Source organism: Aquimarina muelleri DSM 19832 (assembly GCF_000430665.1).
Taxonomy (GTDB): Bacteria; Bacteroidota; Bacteroidia; order Flavobacteriales; family Flavobacteriaceae; genus Aquimarina; species Aquimarina muelleri.
Map to the genome: position 1 here is coordinate 139654 of NZ_AUML01000005.1, position 22342 is coordinate 161995.

At 31.7% G+C, this 22342-nt stretch carries 14 protein-coding genes; 6 read left to right on the top strand and 8 right to left on the bottom strand.

The window, feature by feature from the left end:
* Positions 1-4: 4 nt before the first annotated feature.
* The 5 genes from recO to H527_RS0104795 form a co-directional block, all read right to left on the bottom strand.
* A complete protein-coding gene (gene recO / locus H527_RS0104770) occupies positions 5-724 on the bottom strand; it encodes a DNA repair protein RecO (protein ID WP_027411651.1) in 720 nt (239 codons plus the stop codon).
* Positions 725-766: 42 nt separating this feature from the next.
* Positions 767-1327, bottom strand: coding sequence for a hypothetical protein (locus tag H527_RS0104775; protein ID WP_051316631.1), 561 nt, complete (start codon positions 1325-1327; stop codon positions 767-769).
* Between the two features lie 77 nt (positions 1328-1404).
* Complete coding sequence (locus H527_RS0104780; RefSeq protein ID WP_027411653.1) at positions 1405-2595, bottom strand: DUF5018 domain-containing protein; 1191 nt, start codon at positions 2593-2595, stop codon at positions 1405-1407.
* A 114-nt stretch (positions 2596-2709) separates the two neighbouring features.
* On the bottom strand, positions 2710-4053 hold the full coding sequence (gene gdhA, locus H527_RS0104785) for an NADP-specific glutamate dehydrogenase (RefSeq protein ID WP_027411654.1): 1344 nt from the start codon (positions 4051-4053) through the stop codon (positions 2710-2712).
* Between the two features lie 102 nt (positions 4054-4155).
* Positions 4156-5295, bottom strand: coding sequence for a cystathionine gamma-synthase (locus H527_RS0104795; protein WP_027411655.1), 1140 nt, complete (start codon positions 5293-5295; stop codon positions 4156-4158).
* 113 nt (positions 5296-5408) lie between these two features.
* On the opposite strand from H527_RS0104795, the gene H527_RS0104800 reads away from it, so the two are divergent.
* A complete protein-coding gene (locus H527_RS0104800; protein ID WP_027411656.1) occupies positions 5409-6188 on the top strand; it encodes a DUF3298 and DUF4163 domain-containing protein in 780 nt (259 codons plus the stop codon).
* A 58-nt stretch (positions 6189-6246) separates the two neighbouring features.
* Here the strand turns inward: H527_RS0104800 and H527_RS0104805 are convergent, their stop codons facing one another.
* Complete coding sequence (locus H527_RS0104805; protein WP_027411657.1) at positions 6247-6702, bottom strand: DinB family protein; 456 nt, start codon at positions 6700-6702, stop codon at positions 6247-6249.
* Between the two features lie 193 nt (positions 6703-6895).
* On the opposite strand from H527_RS0104805, the gene H527_RS0104810 reads away from it, so the two are divergent.
* Together H527_RS0104810 and H527_RS0104815 are read left to right on the top strand one after the other, a co-directional pair.
* On the top strand, positions 6896-7243 hold the full coding sequence (locus H527_RS0104810) for an arsenate reductase family protein (protein WP_027411658.1): 348 nt from the start codon (positions 6896-6898) through the stop codon (positions 7241-7243).
* Positions 7244-7246: 3 nt separating this feature from the next.
* Positions 7247-8140 carry a DMT family transporter gene (locus tag H527_RS0104815; RefSeq protein ID WP_027411659.1) on the top strand — a complete coding sequence of 298 codons (894 nt, stop codon included), beginning with the start codon at positions 7247-7249 and terminating at the stop codon, positions 8138-8140.
* On the opposite strand, the gene H527_RS0104820 is transcribed toward H527_RS0104815, so the two are convergent.
* Positions 8132-8608, bottom strand: a complete 477-nt coding sequence (locus H527_RS0104820; RefSeq protein ID WP_027411660.1) for an acyl-CoA thioesterase — start codon at positions 8606-8608, stop codon at positions 8132-8134. The two genes, H527_RS0104815 and H527_RS0104820, sit on opposite strands and share 9 nt — an antisense overlap.
* A 127-nt stretch (positions 8609-8735) precedes the next feature.
* Entirely contained in the window at positions 8736-11768 is a 3033-nt protein-coding gene (locus H527_RS0104825) for an aminotransferase class III-fold pyridoxal phosphate-dependent enzyme (protein ID WP_027411661.1), read from the bottom strand.
* Between the two features lie 502 nt (positions 11769-12270).
* On the opposite strand from H527_RS0104825, the gene H527_RS0104835 reads away from it, so the two are divergent.
* The 3 genes from H527_RS0104835 (at position 12271) to H527_RS23035 (ending at position 22033) form a co-directional block, all read left to right on the top strand.
* Positions 12271-13236: a YheT family hydrolase gene (locus tag H527_RS0104835; protein WP_027411662.1), complete on the top strand. Its 966-nt coding sequence runs from the start codon at positions 12271-12273 to the stop codon at positions 13234-13236.
* 206 nt (positions 13237-13442) lie between these two features.
* Entirely contained in the window at positions 13443-16493 is a 3051-nt protein-coding gene (locus tag H527_RS21430) for a GEVED domain-containing protein (protein WP_229809244.1), read from the top strand.
* Positions 16494-18358: 1865 nt separating this feature from the next.
* Positions 18359-22033: a VPS10 domain-containing protein gene (locus H527_RS23035; protein ID WP_051316632.1), complete on the top strand. Its 3675-nt coding sequence runs from the start codon at positions 18359-18361 to the stop codon at positions 22031-22033.
* Positions 22034-22342 lie beyond the last annotated feature (309 nt).

Genomic DNA, 22342 nt, shown 5'->3' on the forward strand with positions numbered 1-22342 from the left:
TATACTAATTAAAAATTTCGTTTAAAACAGATAGTGATTTTGGTTTTTTAAAACCATGCAAATGTAACTCAAAATATACTAATAGCATAGCAAGAAGATCTCTACGTATTGCCTTAGATAATTTTATATACATACTTGCTTCAAATGTTTTACCTAAAAAAAACTTAAACTGCGCTATATGTTGTCCATCAATACAATATGCATTATTGCTGCTAGACTGAAAAACACCTTCTAACATATTAAAATAGTTTGCTTTTGCAATAGGGATATCTGGATAAAAACCTAAATATTGTGTGAGTTTAATTAAAAAAACTATATGAAAATTTCCTATAGTTTCATGTTCGTCTAACCATATCAATACTGTTTCTAAGTATTCAAATAAATCTACATTAGCCTCTTCTTCATGTATAGAATTTTTAAGAACTTCAGAAATAAAGAACACAAGGGAACTTTTCACAAAATTCGTATGTAATGTTTTATAAGTTGTTTTTATTTTTGCTTCTTTAATTCTTTCTAAAGAACCTTTGTCTTTATGAAACGCTTCTATTTCTAATAAAGTGAGAGGCTGAAACAATGAAGCTCTTATTTTTCCTCTTCTAGATTTTAAAACTCCTCTTAATAAATAGGATCGTAATCCATTTGTTTTGGTAAATAATGAAACAATTAAGTCTGCCTCGCTATATCGTAAGGAATGTATAACTATTGCAGGGGATTTGATAATCATTGTATGTTATAATATGTAAAAAAAAGAATCTAATTTGATGTATTAATAACAGATGTTTTTCATATCAAAAGCAAGGGTTATATAGGTGTTGTTATTAAATTTAAACTCATCTATTATTTGCCAACCTAATTTTTTGGTATGTGCCTTTTCTGAAACTATATTTATTTTATTTATAAATGTGATACTAACTGAGTACTTTTTAAACAATTCTATTCTCATTTCTTCAAAAATAAGATTTAATACACCTTGCCCCCTATAGTTTTTATCGATACAAACCGGCCCATACTGAAAACTGTTTTTTGTAGTAATCTCCTTTTCATTAAAGGATAACTTTGGGAAGCGAGAGATCATAAAAGTAAAGATATCCCACTGTTTAAAGTACTCCCAGCTTCCTGCAAAAGCATACGCAATTATTGAAGTTTCGTGTTCTGCTATAAAAAGCCCGTCTTGTGCAATTATTTCTTCTATCTGGGGTATTGTAAATGGTGTTGTTACAAAGCCACTATCTCTTTCCTGTTCGGTTAAGTTTTTATACAGGTATTTTTCTTGTAATGTCAAAACCCCTTTTATATCGAACTTATTTGCGATTCGTGTTTTAATCATATCTAGGTTTTTACTATAATCAACAAAGCCGTTCAAGATACAACTTAAACGGCTTTTTTAATAGTTAGTGTTTAGATTTATTGTTTTGCTTCTAATCTAAAATTAAAATGCCACTCATGAGACCACCAAACCTCCCAATCTTCTAAACTTGTATTATTTTTTTTCTTGGATTCACCACTCCATCCCGTACTACCACAAATACCAGAATCTGCATTCAGATTAGCATCAGATCCGCTTGAAACACCAAGAACTTCTCCATCAATCAAATAATAGGTAAAATTATATTGTGTATTCTTTTTTAAAAGTAAGTTTAACGATGCCAAATCAAAATCTATCCAACCTCCAGCAAAAGGACCGTTTATCATCACATTTTTAGAGGCAACTATAACTCCATTTACATCTCTAATATTTAATTTTAATTCTAAATCTCCCATATATTGTGTATTAGTTTGATCGCTTCTAAAAGGCTCTCTTAACAAAAAACCAAATTTTGTTGGATAGGTATCTTTTGCTAAACGTATAACTTGACCAGTACCTACATTTCTAGGACCTATTTCTGGATAATCAGGTACTACTCTATCATCCCCTCCAAACCATTTACTTGCATTCGATATATCACATTGCGCAACATATTCTTCATTCATTAATTGAAGATCAATTGTATACTCTTTGCTTTCTCCATTTTCTGCAGTGACTTTATATGTAACAGGGTTTGTGTAATCAGAAATAGTTTTTGGATCTGGGCTTATTGTAGCTCTATCTGAAATTATTATCTTAGGATTAAGGGATTGTAAATCTGTGTTTGGCAATAGTCTTTTCTGTATAGTATTATTACTTTCATTAATATCTGCTTCAGTTTCAAAAAAAGCTGTTTTGATCTCAAAAAGCGTAATAGAATTTTCAGAATTCAACTCCCGCTTTATCTCAACAGTATAACTTTTTTTGGTGCCATCTTCTGCTGTTACAACAAAATCAATTGGATCTTTAATTGTTGTAATTGTTCTGGGATCGGGACTAATAGTTGCCTGATCTGAAATAACTATTTCCAAAGAAATATCCATTTCGTCAACAGTGTATGGAAGAGATCCTTCTATTTTATTTTCTTTGATTTCAAAATTTTTTGTAAAACCTCCACTCGTTAATTTAAAAGATGTAATAAAATTATTTGCGCTCAAAATTTGTACATCATCATCTTTTTTACACGAATTAGTGAGAATCAATATCAAAAGAAAAAACAATTTTCCAAGGTTCCATATTTTTTTTAACATTATGTTTTAGTTTTTAGAGATTTTTGTAAAAAAGTAGCAAAGATATATTTTTAATTAAAAAAAGCCATTCAAGATACAACTTAAACGGCTTTTTTTAATTATTTAATGTTTTATTTACACAACTCCTTGTGCTATCATTGCGTCTGCTACTTTTACAAAACCAGCAATATTTGCTCCTTTTACATAGTCTACATATCCATTATCATCTGTACCATATTCTAAACAAGCTGTATGAATATCTTCCATAATTTGTTTTAGTTTAGCATCTACCTCTTCTCTGGTCCAATTATAACGTAAAGAATTCTGAGTCATTTCTAATCCAGATGTTGCTACACCTCCTGCATTAGATGCCTTACCTGGTGCAAAGAAAATTTTAGCTTTATGAAAAGCCAAAATAGCCTCTGGAGTACTTGGCATATTAGCTCCTTCACTAACACATACACATCCATTAGCAATTAACTTTTGGGCATCATCTCCATCTAATTCGTTTTGAGTAGCACATGGTAGTGCTATATCACATTTTACCTCCCATGGAGTTTTTCCTTCATGAAATTCTGCAGACGGATATTTACTAGCGTATTCGCTAATACGTCCTCTTTTCACATTTTTAAGCTCCATTACAAAAGATAGTTTTTCTGCATCAATACCGTCTTTATCATAAATATACCCAGATGAATCGGACAATGTTACTACTTTTGCACCTAATTCTGTTGCTTTTTCGGCTGCAAATTGTGCTACGTTTCCAGAACCTGAAACGGTTATAATTTTTCCTTCAAAAGAATCTCCTTTGGTTTTCAACATATTTTGTGCAAAATACACGTTACCATACCCTGTAGCTTCAGGACGGATAAGGGATCCTCCCCAGCTTAATCCTTTTCCTGTAAGCACCCCTGTAAATTCATTACGCAACTTGCGATACATTCCAAATAAGAATCCTATCTCTCGACCACCTACTCCTATATCTCCAGCAGGAACATCTGTATTAGCGCCTATATGTCTAAAAAGTTCACTCATAAAACTATGGCAAAAACGCATAATTTCATCATCAGATTTTCCTTTTGGATCAAAATCAGATCCTCCTTTACCTCCACCCATTGGAAGCGTAGTTAAGCTATTTTTGAAAACCTGTTCAAAAGCCAAAAACTTTAAGATACTCATATTCACTGTTGGATGAAAACGCAATCCTCCTTTATAGGGTCCAATTGCTGAATTCATTTGAATACGATATCCTCTATTTACATGGATTTCTCCTTTATCATCTACCCAAGGTACACGAAACGTAATAGCTCTCTCGGGCTCCACCATTCGTAACAGAATGTTTTTACCATTATAAATATCTTTGGTAGCTATGTACGGGATTACAGTTTCTGCAACTTCTTGTACTGCTTGTAAGAATTCAGGCTCATGCGAGTTACGAGCCTTTACTTCTTCCATAAATGCATCTATCTTTGCTTGCATATGTTAATTGAATTAATAGATTCTTGTCTAAAGGTTGAAATATCACGTCAAATATATGATATTCTTAAAAAAACAAGTTTATTTTTTTTATTTAATAATTAGCTAACCTATTGCTTGTTTAAGGTCTTCAATCAAATCATCAACATCTTCAATTCCGACGCTTAGTCTAATTAAAGAATCGACAACTCCTGTTTTTTCGCGTTCTTCTTTTGGTATAGAAGCATGTGTCATACTTGCAGGATGTCCTGCAAGGCTCTCTACGCCCCCCAAAGATTCTGCAAGAGTGAAAAAATTTAGATCTTCTACAATTTGGATGGCTTTATCATAATCATTTCCTTTTGTTACAAAAGAAATCATACCTCCAAAACTATCCATCTGTTCTTTAGCAATATTATGGTTAGGGTGATCTTCAAAACCTGGCCAATAAACTTTTTCTATTTTAGGATGATTTTTCAGGTATTTTGCAACAGCTTCTCCATTTTCACAATGGCGTTGCATACGTATATGTAAGGTTTTTATTCCTCTTAAAACCAAAAAACTATCTTGTGGTCCACATACTGCACCACTAGCATTTTGAATAAAATATAGTTTTTCTGCTAATTTTTTATCTTTCACGACCAATGCTCCCATAACCACATCACTATGGCCTCCAAGATACTTAGTTGCACTATGCATTACTATATCTGCCCCAAGATCTAATGGTCTTTGTAAATATGGAGTAGCAAATGTATTATCTACCGCTAATAAAAGATTATGTTTTTTTGACACTCTAGCAACTGCTTTTATATCAATAATATTCATCATTGGGTTTGTTGGTGTTTCTACCCAAATCAACTTCGTATTATCATTTACATATTGTTCGATTTTATCGGCATTTTGCATCCCTATAAAATGAAATTTAATTCCAAAACCTTCAAATATTTTTGTAAACAAACGATATGTTCCTCCGTATAAATCGTTTGTAGAGATAACCTCATCACCAGATTTTAATAATTTAACTACTGCATCAATTGCAGCTAAACCAGATCCAAAAGCCAATCCAAATTTCCCGTTTTCTATACTAGCAAAGGAGTCTTCTAATGCTTTTCTTGTTGGGTTATGAGTTCTACTGTATTCAAATCCTTTGTGCCCGCCAGGAGTAGTTTGTGCGTAAGTAGAGGTTTGATATATAGGTGGCATAACCGCACCATATGCTGGATCATGTTGTTGCCCTCCATGAATTGTTTTAGTGTTAAATTTCATCTATATAATAATTTCTAACAAGAATAAATTAACTTGCTGATTTTACGCTAAAAAACAGCACAAATGTATGATTTAATTCGTTCTAATCATATTTCAATAAACACCTTTAGTAGATGATTAACACAAAAACTAACACCAACCAAAAATTCATTTATATATTATTTATTTTCTTGGGCTTATATGGTTGTGACAACAAAGAATCTTTCACTTTTGTGAAACAAAATTTCACCACAGATACTTTAATAAATTGTAGAAACACAGACTGTGCACTATTAGAGATCAACCTTTTAAAAACAGTAGAGGGTAATATAAATGCTAAAAATATAAATAAAGAAATTGAAACTGTAGCTTGTAATATTTTAAACATAGATAAAAATACACCAGAGCCTAACCTAAAAAAGGCAATTGAACAGTTTAACAATTCTTATCAAGCTATTATCAATGAGTACCCTGATGAGACCGTTCCTTATGAAGCTAATATTGATTGTGAAATTGATTTTCAAGGGAAAAATGTAATTTCTTTAATAATGGATTTTTACGTTTTTACTGGTGGGGCTCATGGCTATGGAGGAATTATATATCTAAATATAGATAAAAAAACTGGCGAACGATTTTCGAACGAAAGATTATTTAAGGATTATAAAAAGTTTAAAGAGTATGCTGAAAAAGTATTTAGATCCAAAAATGAGATTGCTCAAAACGAATCTATTAATAGTACTGGTTTCTTTTTTGAAGATGATGTTTTTCGTTTACCAGAAAACATAGGATTTACAGATACTGATGTTATTTTATATTATAATCCATACGAGATTAGCTCTTATGCTGAAGGGCCTATTAAAATTAAATTAAATAAAGAAGAAGTTGCTTTATTTTTTGCTATCGAAATTTTCTAACACAAAAGATCTTCTTCTTTATTTAAATAATGATCTTATAATTTTCGTTAAAAAAAAATTAAATAGATTTTTTAAGTGCAAGGATATATCCTAGATGAATTCCCTCATGAAAATTATTGAAGTTTATCGCATCCTGAACCGTTTTTAAAACAAAACCTGTACTGGTTTCATAATCATTAAAATTCTTAAAAATTCCATTTTGCAAATCCTTTTCAGTTTTATCTAATGTGGTGAATAAAAGCTCTTTTATCTCTGCTACTTCTAACGCAGTAGCTGGTCTTTCTGTTTTTGTTCCTTTTTTATATAAATCTACTATTTTATCATCAATCATCATTGGTAACCCACTTAGCTTATACACCAACAATTGTTGGGTTACCACAACATGGGCTACATTCCAGATTAGATTATTTTTAAATCCTTCGGGAACTTTATTTAGCTGTTCTAAAGAATAGTTATCTAGTATTTTTTCTAATGCTTTTCGATTAACACGTGTAATTGCTATAGGATCTTGCATAGTATATTTGTTAATTTTATTGTTTTCAAGAGTTATATTTCGACTGTGCTCTGCACGGGTATAAATTTGCCAAGGATTATCTTACTTAAAACTTATAGTTATAATGTATTTCATAATTTTTACCCAAAAATATGAGTTTTAATTGTGAAATGAATTTCCTTTGTGATGATTTTGACACTTAAATTAGTCTATTGTGAAAAAAATATACTACCTATCTACTTGTGATACTTGTAAACGAATTATTGAAGAATTAAATATCCCTTCGGATTTTGTTTTACAGGATATTAAAAAAGAGCACATTACCACAGAACAATTAGATGAAATGCAAAAGTTAACAGAAAGTTACGAGGTTTTGTTTAGCAAACGTGCCAGATTATACAAAGAGCGTGATCTTAAAAGCCAAAATTTAACAGAAAAAGATTATAAAAATTTAATTCTAGAGCATTATACATTTTTAAAACGCCCAGTTATTGTGATTAATGATCAGATTTTTGTGGGGAATACTAAAAAAACAATAGAAGCTGCCAAGTTAGCAATCTAATTCATGAGTAAAAGAACCCTCGCACTTATTGCAGCTAGTTTTGTTGCTGTATTTTATGGTGCAAATTATACTATTGCTAAAGATGTAATGCCTCACTATATAGAACCTTTTGGTTTTATTGTTATACGTGTATTTGGTGCTTTTTTACTTTTTTGGGGCATTAGTTTTTTAGGCCCTAAAGAAAAAATAATTCGTAAAGATTTTCTTCGTATTGCTCTTGCTGCTTTATTTGGTGTAGGAATAAATATGCTTGCTTTTTTTGAAGGTTTAAATCTTACAACTCCAATAAACGCCTCTGTTTTAATGGTTACTGCCCCGATACTAGTTCTAGTATTAGCTACAATATTTTTGAAAGAAAAAATAAGAGTTCTAAAAGTATTAGGTGTTTTAGTAGGGCTTTCTGGTGCATTACTTATTATACTTTATGGAACTGGAAGTCCTGACAGTGCAACAAATCCTACATTAGGTAATTTTTTGGTATTTATAAATGCTGCTTCTTATGCTTGTTATATAATAATCGTTAAAAAAATTACTCAAAAATATCATCCATTCACTTTTATGAAATGGATGTATGGTATAGGTTTCTTGTTTGTATTACCTTTTGGTTTTTCTCAACTACTAGAAATCGAACCTAATTTAATACCGATAGAAGGATTTCTTAAGATTGGTTATGTGATTGTATTTGCTACTTTTGGAACTTATGTCCTTAATATTTTTGCTATTAGAGAACTAAAACCAACTACAGTGGCTGTTTTTATTTACCTACAACCTTTACTAGCCTCTGTATTCGCTATAGGTCTAGGAAAAGATAAACTAGATCTAATTAAAATCATTGCAACTTTACTAATTTTTGTTGGAGTTTATTTAGTTACAAAAAAACCAAAAAGCCTAGTCTAAATCCACTGGAGTTTTTGCAAATTTCCTAGTATCTTCTTTAGTAAGAACCCTAAAATCCTTAGGACGTTCTACTTTATTCAAAAATTCTTGCATCTCTTCAGGGAGAGAGATTAACTTACGGCTTCCTAGGTCTATCCAAGCACCCATCATTTCACATTGAGCAAAATTACGTCCTTTATAATCGTAATATCTGTGTCTAAATTCAAAAAATTTTCCATCTTCACTTAACCCTGTGATTTCTAAAGAAACTTTAACTGGTCTACCATAAAAAACCTCTTTAAAGTAATAAATATGTTCATAAAAGACTACAGGACCTATATTAAATTTAGCTAGTGACTGCTGATCAAATCCTTTTTCTATTAGAAAAGCCATTCTTGTATGTGCTGCAAATTCTATATAAGATTTATTCGCTAAATGTCGGTTAGCGTCAATATCATTCCACCTAATTTCAAAGTCTTTTAGATACATCGTATTCTTTTTTTTATGAAAAACAAAAATACAAAACATTTATTATGCGTGCATAATATAGAATTGTTAAAAAATCAATGCACTTCTTATATAGACTATCTATCTTATTATATTTCGCTTCTTACCATTACAAAATACTTTGCATATAATCTTCTGCAAATACTTTATCTAGATAAAAAACTAATTCTTGTGCATTTTCTTTGTTAAAAACCATTGGAGGTTTAATTTTCAAAACATTATGATCAGGGCCATCAATACTCATTAAAATTCCATGATCTTTTATTCTATTTGCCAAATAACTTGTTTGTTCTGCCAAAGGATTCATATTATCATCGACTAGTTCAAAACCCAGAAATAGTCCTTGCCCACGAACATCTCCTATAATTGGATATTTTACGGCTAATTTTTTTAACTCTCCTTTTAAGAATTCTCCAACTTCTAAAGCATGCTGTTGTAGTTTATCTCGTTTTATTGTTTTAATAACCTCGGCTCCAATAGCCGAAGAAACCGGGTTTCCACCAAAGGTGTTAAAATATTCCATTCCATTAGCAAATTTATCTGCTACTTCTTGCGTACAAGCAACAGCTGCCAATGGATGTCCGTTACCTAAAGGTTTTCCTATAGTTACAATATCAGGAACTACATTATACAACTGAAATCCCCAAAAATTTTTCCCTACTCTTCCGCATCCTACTTGTACTTCATCAGAAATACATAATCCCCCTGCTGCACGAGTATATTCATAAGCTTTAGGTAAAAAACCGTCGGGTAATTCAATTTGACCTCCACAACTTATAATAGGCTCTATAATAAAGGCTCCAACTCCTCTTCCTTTTTTATGTGTTATATCAATACATTTCTGAACCTCTAGCGCATATTGCGTTCCTGTATTTTTTCCTCTATATTTACCTCTATAGGCATCTGGCAAAGGAAATATTTGAGTATGCTCTGGTGCTCCATTACCTCCATTACCATCAAATTTATAAGAACTAATATCGATACACATATTAGCATTTCCGTGGTAACCAATTTCTGACGCTATGATATCTCGTTCACCAGTTACAGCTTTAACCATTCGAATAGCTAGTTCGTTAGCTTCACTTCCTGAATTAACAAAATGCAATACATTTAATTCTGGTGGCAGGGTTTCTATAAGTTCCTTTGCTAATTCGTTAATATTATCATGCAAATAACGAGAATTGGTATTAATCAAAGCCATTTGTTCTTGGCCTGCTTTGACTACAGCATAGTTTTCATGTCCTACATGAGCTACATTATTTACCGTATCCAAGTATTTTTTACCGTATTGATCTATAAGATATTGTCCTGATCCACGCACCATTTTTATAGGCTCTTTGTACTGTAAACTCAAGCTTTTTCCTAAATGCTTTTTTCTGTAGGAGATCAATTCTTTATTAGTAATATCCTTTTTAGCATTTAGGTTTTTTAATTTGAATAAAGAATTTGGGTCTGGACATATCCCTCTCCATACTTCTAATTGATTATAATATGCTACTCCAGGAAAATCTATGGAATAGTCTAGCATAGAATGCATAATCTGAAAATGTAAATGTGGTACCCAATTTCCATTTTGAGTCGAATCCCCCAGATATCCAATACATTCCCCTTTTTTTAGGATATCACCATTCTTTTTTTGCATGGCACTATCTATGGTCAAATGTCCGTATAGCGTATAAAATACTATGGATTCTTCTTCGTGCTTAAGTATAATTAATCCTCCATAATTTTTATCTCCTGTATGGTTAAATGTTGTTATAACTTCTCCATCAAACAATGCGTGAACAGGTGTGTTTGCTGGTAGCCAAAAGTCTACTCCAAGATGTATTGTTCTACTTTCTCTTCCACTATTCCCTATTTTATCATAAGAATCTGATGTATATAAAGCTCTAGGTTCTAGATATCCTCCTGCGATAATCTTATCTGGATTTTCCTTTTGAAGACGGTTAATTTTAAATTGAAATAATTCTAAATCATTAAATTCTTGTTGGTGTCCAACCCATTTGCTAGATACACTTAAATCTAATAGATAAACGTCATTTTTTTGTACTGATGGAAATAGGTCGGATAAAGAAAAGATATTATCCTCTATCCAAGAGGTAAACATCTTTTGATTGAGGTGTACTGAATATCCGCAAGCATTTCTAAAGCTATAATAGGCATATTCTTCACTAATATTTTTCCACTTTTTTAATACTTCCCATGCCGATTTTTCGCTAATCAATAAGTATTCGTTATCTGGCTCTTGAGTTTTATTAATAGCCGACTTAGTTACCGAAATTACTAAACGCATTGCTATGGATATGTACAGATGTTTTAATTCATCTTCACTTAAAGGAAAAGAAGAATAGTACCCCTGTAATATTGGTAAAGTAGCTTCTAATGGGTCGTTATAATTCATTATCGCATATGCACAAGCAATCGCTACATCATTTATAATCTGTGTGTGTATTGCATCTCCATAATCTATTGCTGCTGTAACTTTTGGATCGATTACATCCTTGGAGACAATAACATTATTATCATTAGCATCGTTATGAACGACTGCTTTTCTGAGCATAGAATAGGTACTCTGAGAGGTCTCAAATCTATTTTGAAAAAAAGAAATAATATCTTTTTCTTCCCCTTCAAACAGATGTAAGTATTCCTTGGTCCATAAAGATTGAGCGACATCCCATACAAACTCTCGATGAGCTTTAGGATGATCAAATCCTTGTAAGGCACCAGTTAACAATCCACATTGTTCCCCTAAACTATATCGCAATGCATCTAACTGTGGATTTACAGTGCTCCACACTCTACCACTTATCCAAGATAACAGCCGTATTTTACGTCTATTTCCATATTCATCGGTAATTTCAGAAATAGTACTTCCTTTAGTATCCTTGATTACTTTTGGAGCAATTAAACCTTTTCCGTTATGGGCAATATATTGTAATAATTGTTGTTGAAATTCAAGATAATTTTCATCTTCATCGGGTCTTGATATTTTCAGGATATACCCTTCCTCATTTTTGATTTTAATTCTAAAATTAAAATCAATTTCTCCAGGAAGTAACAAGGCTTTTCCTTCAATACCATACAATTGTTCTAATATTTGTTCTGCTTGATTTGTTGTTATTTGTAGTATTGAATATCTCATTACTTATTCTTTTATTAATAGCTTTATAATATGCTACGCGCCTCTACTAAAATTTTATGAATATAATTCTTGCCTTGTAATGGGATGATAATTTTTCTGCTTATCTTTTATCTTTTCAATTCCTTTTGAGATTTAAGAAGGTTTTTCATACATCTACCCAGTAAACACATAAATTTTATACAATTAATAGGTAGTCACCTACCTAAAAAAACATTCTACAAAAACATAATGATTTTCTTTTAATTAAACTATTTGCTTAGTTAGCTAATAGCAAACATCTAATACTTTTTTGTTATGTTATTTTTTTATGTTTCAAATGTATTATATTTTTCTTTAAGAAAAATTATTGCATGTTTGTAATAGTGAAGATCCATTTTGGAGATAAAACAAATAATGCACCCATAGGGGTGTTTATAAAACTTTTGAAATTGATCTTGGAAAAGATACTGAATGAAAAAGGTTTACCTGAAAAAGAACAAACAAAAGATAATATCTTATACTAATGCCAATAATTACCTCGAATTACAAACCTTCTATACCATTTAGAAATGGGTACGTATCTACTATCTATCCTAATATATTCAGAAAAGTAAAAGGGGTATCACAAAAAAGAGAACGGGTAGAATTAGAAGATGGCGATTTTATGGATTTAGACTGGAGTTATGCTTCTGTACAAAACTCAAAAAAAATTGCGGTAATCGTTCATGGCTTAGAGGGTAATGGGCAAAGACAATATATGCTTGGCCTTACTAAATATTTAAATAATAATGGCTGGGATTCTGTATCTATAAACCTTAGAAATTGTAGTGGTGAAACAAATAGGTTATATAAATCTTATAATGCGGGAGTTAGTGAGGATTTAGATCAAATCATACAGTATATTGTTATAAAATATAGATATGATAATATATCGATATGTGGATTTAGTTTAGGCGGAAACATAGTACTCAAATATTTAGGAGAAGATCGACCTTTACCTAAGGAAATAAAAAGTGCAGTTGCCATTTCTGTCCCATGCGATCTTTATGACTCCTTAACTGAAATTAATAAACCGAAAAATTACATCTACCAAAAACGTTTTATTAAACATCTAAAGAAAAAATTATACAGTCGCCAAATTCATTTTCCTGATATTTTGAGTAAATCAGAGATTAAAAACTGTACATCTATTCAGGACATCGATAATTTATATACCAGTAGAGCACATGGTTATAAAGATGCTATGGATTATTATTCCAAATGTAGTTCTAAACAATTTCTCAAAAATATACAAAAGCCTACTTTAATTTTAAATGCTAAGAATGATTCTTTTTTAGGAGATCTTTGTTATCCTATTGATGAGGCTAAGAACAATCTTAATTTATTTTTGGAAATCCCTGATTATGGTGGTCATGTAGGTTTTTATCTACCTAATGGAATCTACTATAACGAAAAAAGAACCTTAGATTTTTTTGAAAAACCCTTATAATCAAGAACAAAAGAAAGCTTTTTCTTACGAAATAATATGGTAAGCAGATACAAATCCTCGGTTCATGATTTGTAAATGTTTTATGGCTTGATTTTTCATCTCTTAATCGAAAAACTTTTTTTTATTGATAATATTTTAAGAATTTTGATTAATTCCTGAATATTTTATAAAGGATTAAAACAAACACTAACTCAAATTTAATAAAAATGAAAAAAAGCTACAAAAGCCTTATTTCTTCATTGGGCTTTGACAAAAGTACAAACCCAAAACTTAATATTATTATTGTTTCGGCAATGGTTTTTTTATCTGGTGGGATTTATGCTCAAACACCCCAGCAAAAAGTACAAATTGCACAACAAAGTAATTTATCCAAGTTACATCAATTACAAAAAGAAACTGCCAACAAATCTACATTACAAAGAAAAGAAGCTATAACAGCTGCGAAAAAAAATGGATGGCAAATCAAAATGACAAATGCTAATGGAAGCTTTTCTGAACTACAAAGATTAGCAGAAGATGGTAGCCCTATTTATTATACTACATTTAATGTAGCTGCTGCAAGATCTACTAGGGCAAATCATTTAAACTCTGGAGGATCTCTAGGTCTAAATCTAGATGGGCAAAACATGACCGCTCATGTATGGGATGGTGGAGCAACAAGACCAACTCATCAGGAATTTGATGGTGCTGGAGGAAATAACAGAGTTATTATTAGTGACGGTGTTACAACTCTTAATGGTAACAGTTTTCATGCTCAACATGTAACAGGAACAATAGTTGCCTCTGGTGTAAAAGCCAATGCCAAAGGAATGGCTCCTCAAGCAAAAGCTAAAACAAATGATTGGAATAATGATGCTGCTGAAGCAACTACAGCTGCAGCAAATGGTATGCTTTTATCCAATCATTCTTATGGTTTTAGAGCTAGTGCGGTTCCAGATCAATATTTTGGAGCATATATAGATGAATCCAGAACATGGGATGAAATTATGTATAACGCTCCTTTTTATCTTATGGTAGTAGCAGCTGGTAATGATGGAAATGACAATAATTCAAATGCTCAGCCACTAGATGGAAATTCTTCTTATGATAAATTGACTGGACACTCTACTTCTAAAAATAATTTAGTAGTTGCTAATGCACAAGATGCTAATATTAATAATGACGGAGTATTAAATAGTGTAACCATAAATAGTGGTAGTAGCGAAGGTCCAACCGATGATTATAGAATTAAGCCAGATATTACAGGTAATGGAACTGGAGTGTACTCTACATACGACAATAGTGATACGGCATATAACAGTATTTCTGGTACTTCAATGGCATCTCCAAATGTAACAGGTACTCTTTTATTGTTACAACAGCATTACAATACTAATAATGGAAGTTTTATGAAAGCGGCAACCTTAAAAGGTTTAGCTCTTCATACTGCCGATGATATTGGACCTGCAGGACCAGATGCGGTACATGGATGGGGCTTATTAAACGCCAAAGTTGCTGCAGAAGCAATTACCAATAAAGGAACTTCTTCAAAAATAGAAGAACTTACATTAACAAATGGTCAATCCTACACTATCACTGTTGATTCAGACGGTAGCAGTCCTTTACTAGCATCTATTTCTTGGACAGATAGAGCAGGAACTGCTGTAACTGCAACAAATTCTAATACTCCTGTATTAGTAAATGATTTAGACATTAGAGTTACAAAAGGTTCTACTACATCTAATCCATACAAACTTACTAGTGTGAATACAAATAGTACTGGAGACAATACCGTAGATCCTTATGAAAGAGTAGATATCGTTAATGCTACAGGAACCTATACTATTACAGTTACTCACAAAGGAACATTAACAGGAGGAAGTCAAAATTTTTCACTTATTGTTACTGGGCTAACAGGAACTCCTCCAGTATGTACTGCTACAGTACCAACTGGAGTAAATTCTTCTAATGTAGGAGCTACTTCTTCTACTATTCGATGGACTGCTGTTCCTTCTGCAACATACGATTTAAGATATCGCCAAACAGGTGCTACTTCTTGGACTACTTCTGAAGAAAATGGAACTTCTAAAGTAATTTCTGGCTTAACAGCTTCTACAACATATGAAGTGCAAGTAAGAAGTAAATGTAATGATGGTACTGTTTCTGAATATAGTGCATCTACAAACTTTACTACTACTGATGACAACCCCAATCCAACAACTTATTGCGCATCTAACGGAAAAGATGCTTCTTATGAATATATAAGCAAAGTTGTTTTAGGTACTATTAACAAAACTTCAACTGCTGGAACTGGTGGATATAGCGATTTTACAACAGAATCTACAAACCTATCTAAAGGAAGTTCTAATACAATAACCATTACACCAACATGGCCTAAGACAACAACCTATAACGAAGGATACTCTGTATGGATTGATTATAATCAGGATGGCGATTTTGCAGATCCCGGAGAGCAAGTATGGACAAAAGCAGCTTCTAAAACTACTCCCGTAAATGGAAGTTTTACTATACCAACAACTGCGAAAGATGGAAATACAAGAATGCGAGTATCTATGAAATATAATGGAATCCCAACTCCTTGTGAATCTTTTTCTTATGGAGAAGTAGAAGATTACACTGTCGTTATTACTAGTGATGGTGGTGGTACACCAACTATGCATGATATAAAACTTAGTATTACATTCGATAATTATCCAGAAGAGACTAGTTGGGAGATTAAAGATTCTAATAATCAAGTTGTTCACTCAGGAGGAACTTATGGATCAGAACCAGACGGATCTACTCTTTTAATTAACAAAACTTTGGATAAAGGGTGTTATACTTTAGTTTTTAAAGATATACATGGCGATGGTATTTGCTGTAGTTATGGTAATGGATCTTATGAGTTAACAGATAGTTCTACCTCAACTGTTCTGGCATCAGGAGGATCTTTTACTACAACAGACACTAAAAACTTTTGTGTAGGTGGAGAGCAAACAAATATCATGAATAGTGATGTAACTACTAATTCTAGTATAACAGAACTTAGAAATACTGGTCTTGTAATTTATCCAAGTCCTGCAAAAAGTTTTATCATGATCCAAATGAATGATTCTAATTCTGCTAGCTTTAGAATAGTTAATCAAATTGGTCAAATGGTAAAAAAGGGTATAGCTTCTGAAAAAAGAGTAGAATTAAATGATATTCCATCTGGATTGTACTTTATTTCTGTTACTTCCAAAAAGGAAACTATCACGAAAAGATTTATCAAAGAATAAATAAATATAAGTGTTTTCAAAAAAACCCTCAAAGCAATTTGTTTTGAGGGTTTTATAATTTCTATATGATGACAATAAAATTACTTCCGATTTCTATTCTAAAAATAACATCGTTTTTTGAAGTGATTTCATTTAAAAATCTAATCCAATATGTTACATATTTTGCCTGTTATTATTTTAAAGTAAATACAACTGTCTCACTACTTTAATTTTTTTGCACCTTGTACTATAAGATCAATATTATTGCAATAGCAATTTTAAACACCCCCTACACCTTTTTAAAAAATCAGTATTTAATCAACTAAATATTGGATTTTCATTTTTTATATGGCTACTATATAGTAATTCTCCTGGTGCTATTTTCCCATCTGATATGTGTTATACGATTTACGGATGAGAATTGCGTATAAATAATTGCAAAAATTTTTCGCTAGATTGATGAATCAAATTAAACAATAGCCATAGCTATTGTTTAATTTTATGAAGAAAATATAGTAGAAAAAGAATGCGATTATATGCGAGATTTTTATTCGTAAATCGTATTAGATAAACACTACTTTAAAAAACAAAAAATAACTAATTAATATACTAATGCTAAAAATTCTTAAAAAAATGTTAATAATAAAAGTTATTTATTAAATTAAATCCATATATTCGTCTTGCTTATAACAACTTCACACTTTACACCACACAAAATCATTTTAATATCTGGCTTCTATATTTTCTAATATGTAACTCTAAGCTATATAAAAGTATTGTCAGGGCAGAAAAATTTTTGCTTGCTTGCTAGTAATTATATAAAAGGGAATAATTGGATTTTATCTGTTTTAAACAGGTTTGTTAATTCGCTTGTGTCGGGGGACACAAAAAATATATAATTACTAAACCCTCTCTTTATAAAAGAGAGGGTTTGTGCGTTTACAGCATTCTAGACAAAGTAGATTCAAAACCTTAAATCACTTTATATCTGTCGATTGTAATAATATTTAATTGAAAAACACAGCAAAATAAAGATATTTGTTTTATACTGATTTCTGAAGAACCGTTTTGTAATAGAAATTTGTCACTTTATATAATTATACAGAATTTAACTATCTTGATGAAATACATTTATTAAAACTACAGTACAATGAACACGAACTCACCTTATAATAAAAAGCAAAAGAATTAAATAAACTAGAATAACTCTTAAAAACTCTAATACTTATATAATACCTTTTTGACTTTAAATTTATATTCATAATAATTAAAATTCCATAAATTAAGAATTGTAGAGGAGTCAAAAGGGTAAACACTTCCCTAACAAAGTTCTTATTATCAACCTATTATTGTATCTATTTTCTTACGCTAACCAATCAATTTATACTTCTCATAACTAGTATTTAGGTTTTATAAAGAGAATTTACTTACCGTCATCGAAAACTTTTTTGCTTTTAAAGATAATTCATCACTTTTGCACTACAACTACAACTATCTCAATAATTGACTAACTAACTCAACGAAAAATGCAAATAAATCAAAAAATCTTCTTTTCAGAATAAGAAACTAGATTTCATATTTTAAAATCTATAATCTTAAACAAACTACTTTAATCACTTTACTATTCTATAAAATAGTATCCGATAATAATAATAGCTAGTGATAAGCTTATTGCTATTCATTAAAAATCTATGCCATTCTACTATGGGGTACAAGGTTTTAATGATAAAAAAACAATAAAAGTTAATCAATAACCTCGGAGCAAGTTCACGAAGTATGCTACCGAAAATATATTTTGTTTTCGAAGCAAGCCTCGGAGAATTAAACTTCACAATGTGGATTAAATCCCTAAAAACTAAACTCTATTAACTATAAACACAAAAAAAATGAAAAAACCACTTATTATTTTAATTGCATTAATTTGCTATGTTGGGCATTCTCAATATAATTCGAGTGCCCCATGGATGGAAGATTTGAGCCAAAACAAAAGCTCTTCGGGTATCGATATTCCTCTAAAATTTCAAAAAATAACTAATGCATTTGACGCCTATTGGGAAAACAAAGATTATAAAAAAAAGGGTAGTGGATACAAGCCTTTTATGAGATGGGAAGAGTATTGGAAAAACTCTTTATTACCAGATGGTACTATGCCAACTCCTGAAAATTTATGGAGAGCTTGGGAAGAAAAGAACAATATGGTTTCTTCTTCTAAAAACGCAGTAGCAAGCTGGGTTCCTATGGGACCATTTAATCATGAAGTAACAGGTTCTTGGTCTCCTGGACAAGGGCGAGTAAATGTTGCTATTGTAGATCCTAATAATCCTAATACATTTTATATTGGAGCTCCAGCAGGAGGAATATGGAAATCTACTGATAAAGGTGCTAACTGGACATCGTTATCCGATAATCTTCCTCAAATAGGAGTTTCTGGTATAGCCATCGATCCTAATAACTCCAATACCATTTATATTTCAACAGGAGATGACGATGCTAGTGATTCCTATAGTATTGGGGTTCTTAAATCTACCGATGGAGGAAGCTCTTGGGCAAAAACAGGTTTAGAATTTACAAATTCGCAAACCACTAGTAATGATATCTATATCGACCCAAATAACTCGAATACTTTATGGATTGCTACAAGCGTAGGGGTATATAAAACTACTAATGCAGGAAATACATGGACCAGAACATTGACTGGAGATATAAAAGATATCAAATTAAAACCTGGTAATTCCAATGTTATTTACGCAGCTACAAAAAACTCTTTTTATAAATCTACGAATGGAGGAAATAGCTTTACAAAAATCCAAAGTGGATTACCAACAAGTTCAGGAAGATTCGTAATCGAAGTTACTCCTGCTAATCCTAACTATGTGTATATCTTAAGTGCCAAAGATAGAAATGCAAATTATGCTTTTCAAGGCTTATATCGCTCTACCAATAGTGGGGACAGTTTTTCTAAAACTTTAGAAACCACTAATATTTTAGAATCAAGTCAGGCTTGGTATGATTTAGCTTTAGCAGTTTCGGATACAAATGCTAATACCGTTTTTGTAGGATGCTTTAATGTATGGAAATCTACAGATGGTGGAGACAACTTTAAAGTGATTAACGATTGGGCAAGACCTCAACAAGCAACATACACACATGCTGATATTCATTTTTTACGATATTATAACGGAAAACTATTTTGCGGTAGTGATGGAGGAGTATATCTTTCTGAAAACAACGGAGGAAGTTTTACCGATTTAACCGAAGGATTGCAGATTGGTCAGTTCTATAGAATATCGGTTGCCGAAAATAGCAGTTCTAATAATATTGTAGGAGGATTACAAGATAACGGAGGATATGCACGTAATGGAAACACATGGAATAATTATTTTGGAGCTGATGGAATGGACTGTGCAGTAAGTGGTTCAGACCCTAATACGTATTATGGATTTTTACAAGGGGGAGGGTCTCTTTATAAAACTACCAATAGAGGACAAACACAAAACAAAGTTGCTAATGGCCCAGAAGCAGGAAATTGGGTTACTCCTCTGGTTTCTGATAAAGATGGAAATATTTATGCTGGATATTCCAGCTTTTATAAGTTAAACAATACTTCTTTTCAAAAACAAAGCTCTTTTAATTTTGGAGGTAAACTTGATCAGATAGAAGTTGATCCATCTAATACAAACAATATCTATGTTTCTCGCAAAAATAATTTATACAAAAGTACCAACAAGGGAGTAAACTGGACAAAAGTTTATTCTTCTGCTACAAATATTACTTCTATAGAAGTGCATAACGACAATAGTAATATTATTTTTATATCTACTAGTGGATATTCTGCATCAGGAGTTTCTAATGGAGTTTTTAAATCCACAAATCAGGGATCTAATTTTTCTAATATTACTGGTAATCTGCCTAGTGAAGCCAAAAATGTAGTACGCCATCAAAAAGGCACCGAAAACATCTATGTAGGTACGTATTTAGGAGTGTATTATAAGCAAGGAAATAGTGACTGGGAGAATTATTCTGAAAATTTACCTAATGTTTCTGTTAGAGACTTAGAAGTTAATTATAAAGACCAAGTATTACTAGCTGGTACTTATGGAAGAGGAGTATGGAAAATACCTTTGGTAGGATCATCCACCACAGATACACAAGCTCCTTCTGCTCCTACAAATCTAATAGCATCCAATACAACGCAAACTACGGTTGATTTATCCTGGACCGCTTCTACAGATAATGTTGGGGTAACAGGATATGATGTATATCAAGGCACCACTATTATTGGTACAGTAACCACTACAACATATCAAGCTACTGGTTTAACAGCTAATACAGCATATTCTTTTAAAATTAAAGCTAAAGACGCAGCAGGAAATCAGTCTGGTTTTAGTAATACTGCGTCTGCTACAACCAGCGGGGATACTAATCCAACAAACTATTGCGCATCTAATGGTCAAAGTACTAAAGATGAATATATCAGTAATGTAAAATTAGGAACTATCAATAAATCGTCTACTGCTGGAGCTGGAGGGTACAGTGATTTTACCTCAGAATCTACTGGATTATCTAAAGGAAACTCTACCACGATTACTGTTACTCCTGTATGGACTGGAACTAAATATAATGAAGGATACAGTGTATGGATTGATTATAACCAAGATGGTGACTTTGTTGATGCAGGAGAACAAGTATGGACAAAAGCAGCTTCAACAACAACTCCTGTAAGTGGTAACTTTACTATACCTGCAACTGCAAAAGATGGAAATACAAGAATGAGAGTATCTATGAGATACAATGCTATTCCCTCCCCTTGTGAATCATTTGATTATGGTGAGGTAGAGGACTATACTGTTGTTATTGGTGGATCTGTTAGTGGTGGTGGAGATACGCCAATACCTAATGCTCCTACTGCATTAACAGCTTCTAATATAGCACAAACTACACTTACTTTATCTTGGAATGCTGCTACAGATGATGTAGGGGTAACTGGATATGATGTATATCTAGGAAATACAATCATAACTTCTGTTTCTGGCACTACTGCTAATATTACTGGATTAACAGCCAACACTACATATCAATTTAGTGTTAAAGCCAAGGATGCGACAGGAAACATATCTAATTCTAGTACTATTGTAAATGTAACTACAACAAGTTCTGACCCTTGTGCAGGAGTTGCTCCATTCAACTCTTCTATAAATTACCAACCAGGAGATAGAGTAACTCATCAAGGTAATCTTTATGAGAGAACTGCTACGGGATGGACACATCTGGGATCTTGCGGTGTATTTGCAAGAAGCACTACTTCTATTCCTAATAACAATAATGCTTTAGCATTCTATCCTAACCCTGTTACCGAAGGTTATATAACAGTAACCGTAAATAATGACCTATGGAAATCAGGGACTATATTAATTATAGATGTAAAAGGAAACATTGTTCAGGAAATTAAACTTAAAAATAAAGAGACTCGAATAAACACCTCTAAATTTGCTAGCGGAAATTATTTTGTAACTCTTTTTAATGGTGCCAAAAGCTACAATAAGCAAATGATTATAAAATAATCAGCACAATAAGTTCATATTAAAAAAATTGCGCAGACAGCATACATAAAAGATGTTGTTTGCGCTATTTTTTTATATTATAACTCATCAACATTATTTTTCATTAACCAATACTTTATAATAAAGATCTTTTAAATAAATAATCTCTTTTTATTATAAAGTATACCCCACAACCAAAACATGTTTTTTTGTCTCAAACAACTATTTAAGACACAATTCACATAAAACAACCCACCCCATTTCATTCATTTTCAATACTTTTACAGCAACTAAACATAAACTCAATTAAAATGAATAAAATTAATCTAC

Excerpts from the sequence above, each read along its gene's own strand:
- recO (WP_027411651.1), bottom strand. The coding sequence starts at position 724 with ATGATTATCAAATCCCCTGCAATAGTTATACATTCCTTACGATATAGC.
- H527_RS0104775 (WP_051316631.1), bottom strand. The coding sequence starts at position 1,327 with ATGATTAAAACACGAATCGCAAATAAGTTCGATATAAAAGGGGTTTTG.
- H527_RS0104780 (WP_027411653.1), bottom strand. The coding sequence starts at position 2,595 with ATGTTAAAAAAAATATGGAACCTTGGAAAATTGTTTTTTCTTTTGATA.
- gdhA (WP_027411654.1), bottom strand. The coding sequence starts at position 4,053 with ATGCAAGCAAAGATAGATGCATTTATGGAAGAAGTAAAGGCTCGTAAC.
- H527_RS0104795 (WP_027411655.1), bottom strand. The coding sequence starts at position 5,295 with ATGAAATTTAACACTAAAACAATTCATGGAGGGCAACAACATGATCCA.
- H527_RS0104800 (WP_027411656.1), top strand. The coding sequence starts at position 5,409 with ATGATTAACACAAAAACTAACACCAACCAAAAATTCATTTATATATTA.
- H527_RS0104805 (WP_027411657.1), bottom strand. The coding sequence starts at position 6,702 with ATGCAAGATCCTATAGCAATTACACGTGTTAATCGAAAAGCATTAGAA.
- H527_RS0104815 (WP_027411659.1), top strand. The coding sequence starts at position 7,247 with ATGAGTAAAAGAACCCTCGCACTTATTGCAGCTAGTTTTGTTGCTGTA.
- H527_RS0104820 (WP_027411660.1), bottom strand. The coding sequence starts at position 8,608 with ATGTATCTAAAAGACTTTGAAATTAGGTGGAATGATATTGACGCTAAC.
- H527_RS0104825 (WP_027411661.1), bottom strand. The coding sequence starts at position 11,768 with ATGAGATATTCAATACTACAAATAACAACAAATCAAGCAGAACAAATA.
- H527_RS0104835 (WP_027411662.1), top strand. The coding sequence starts at position 12,271 with ATGCCAATAATTACCTCGAATTACAAACCTTCTATACCATTTAGAAAT.
- H527_RS21430 (WP_229809244.1), top strand. The coding sequence starts at position 13,443 with ATGAAAAAAAGCTACAAAAGCCTTATTTCTTCATTGGGCTTTGACAAA.
- H527_RS23035 (WP_051316632.1), top strand. The coding sequence starts at position 18,359 with ATGAAAAAACCACTTATTATTTTAATTGCATTAATTTGCTATGTTGGG.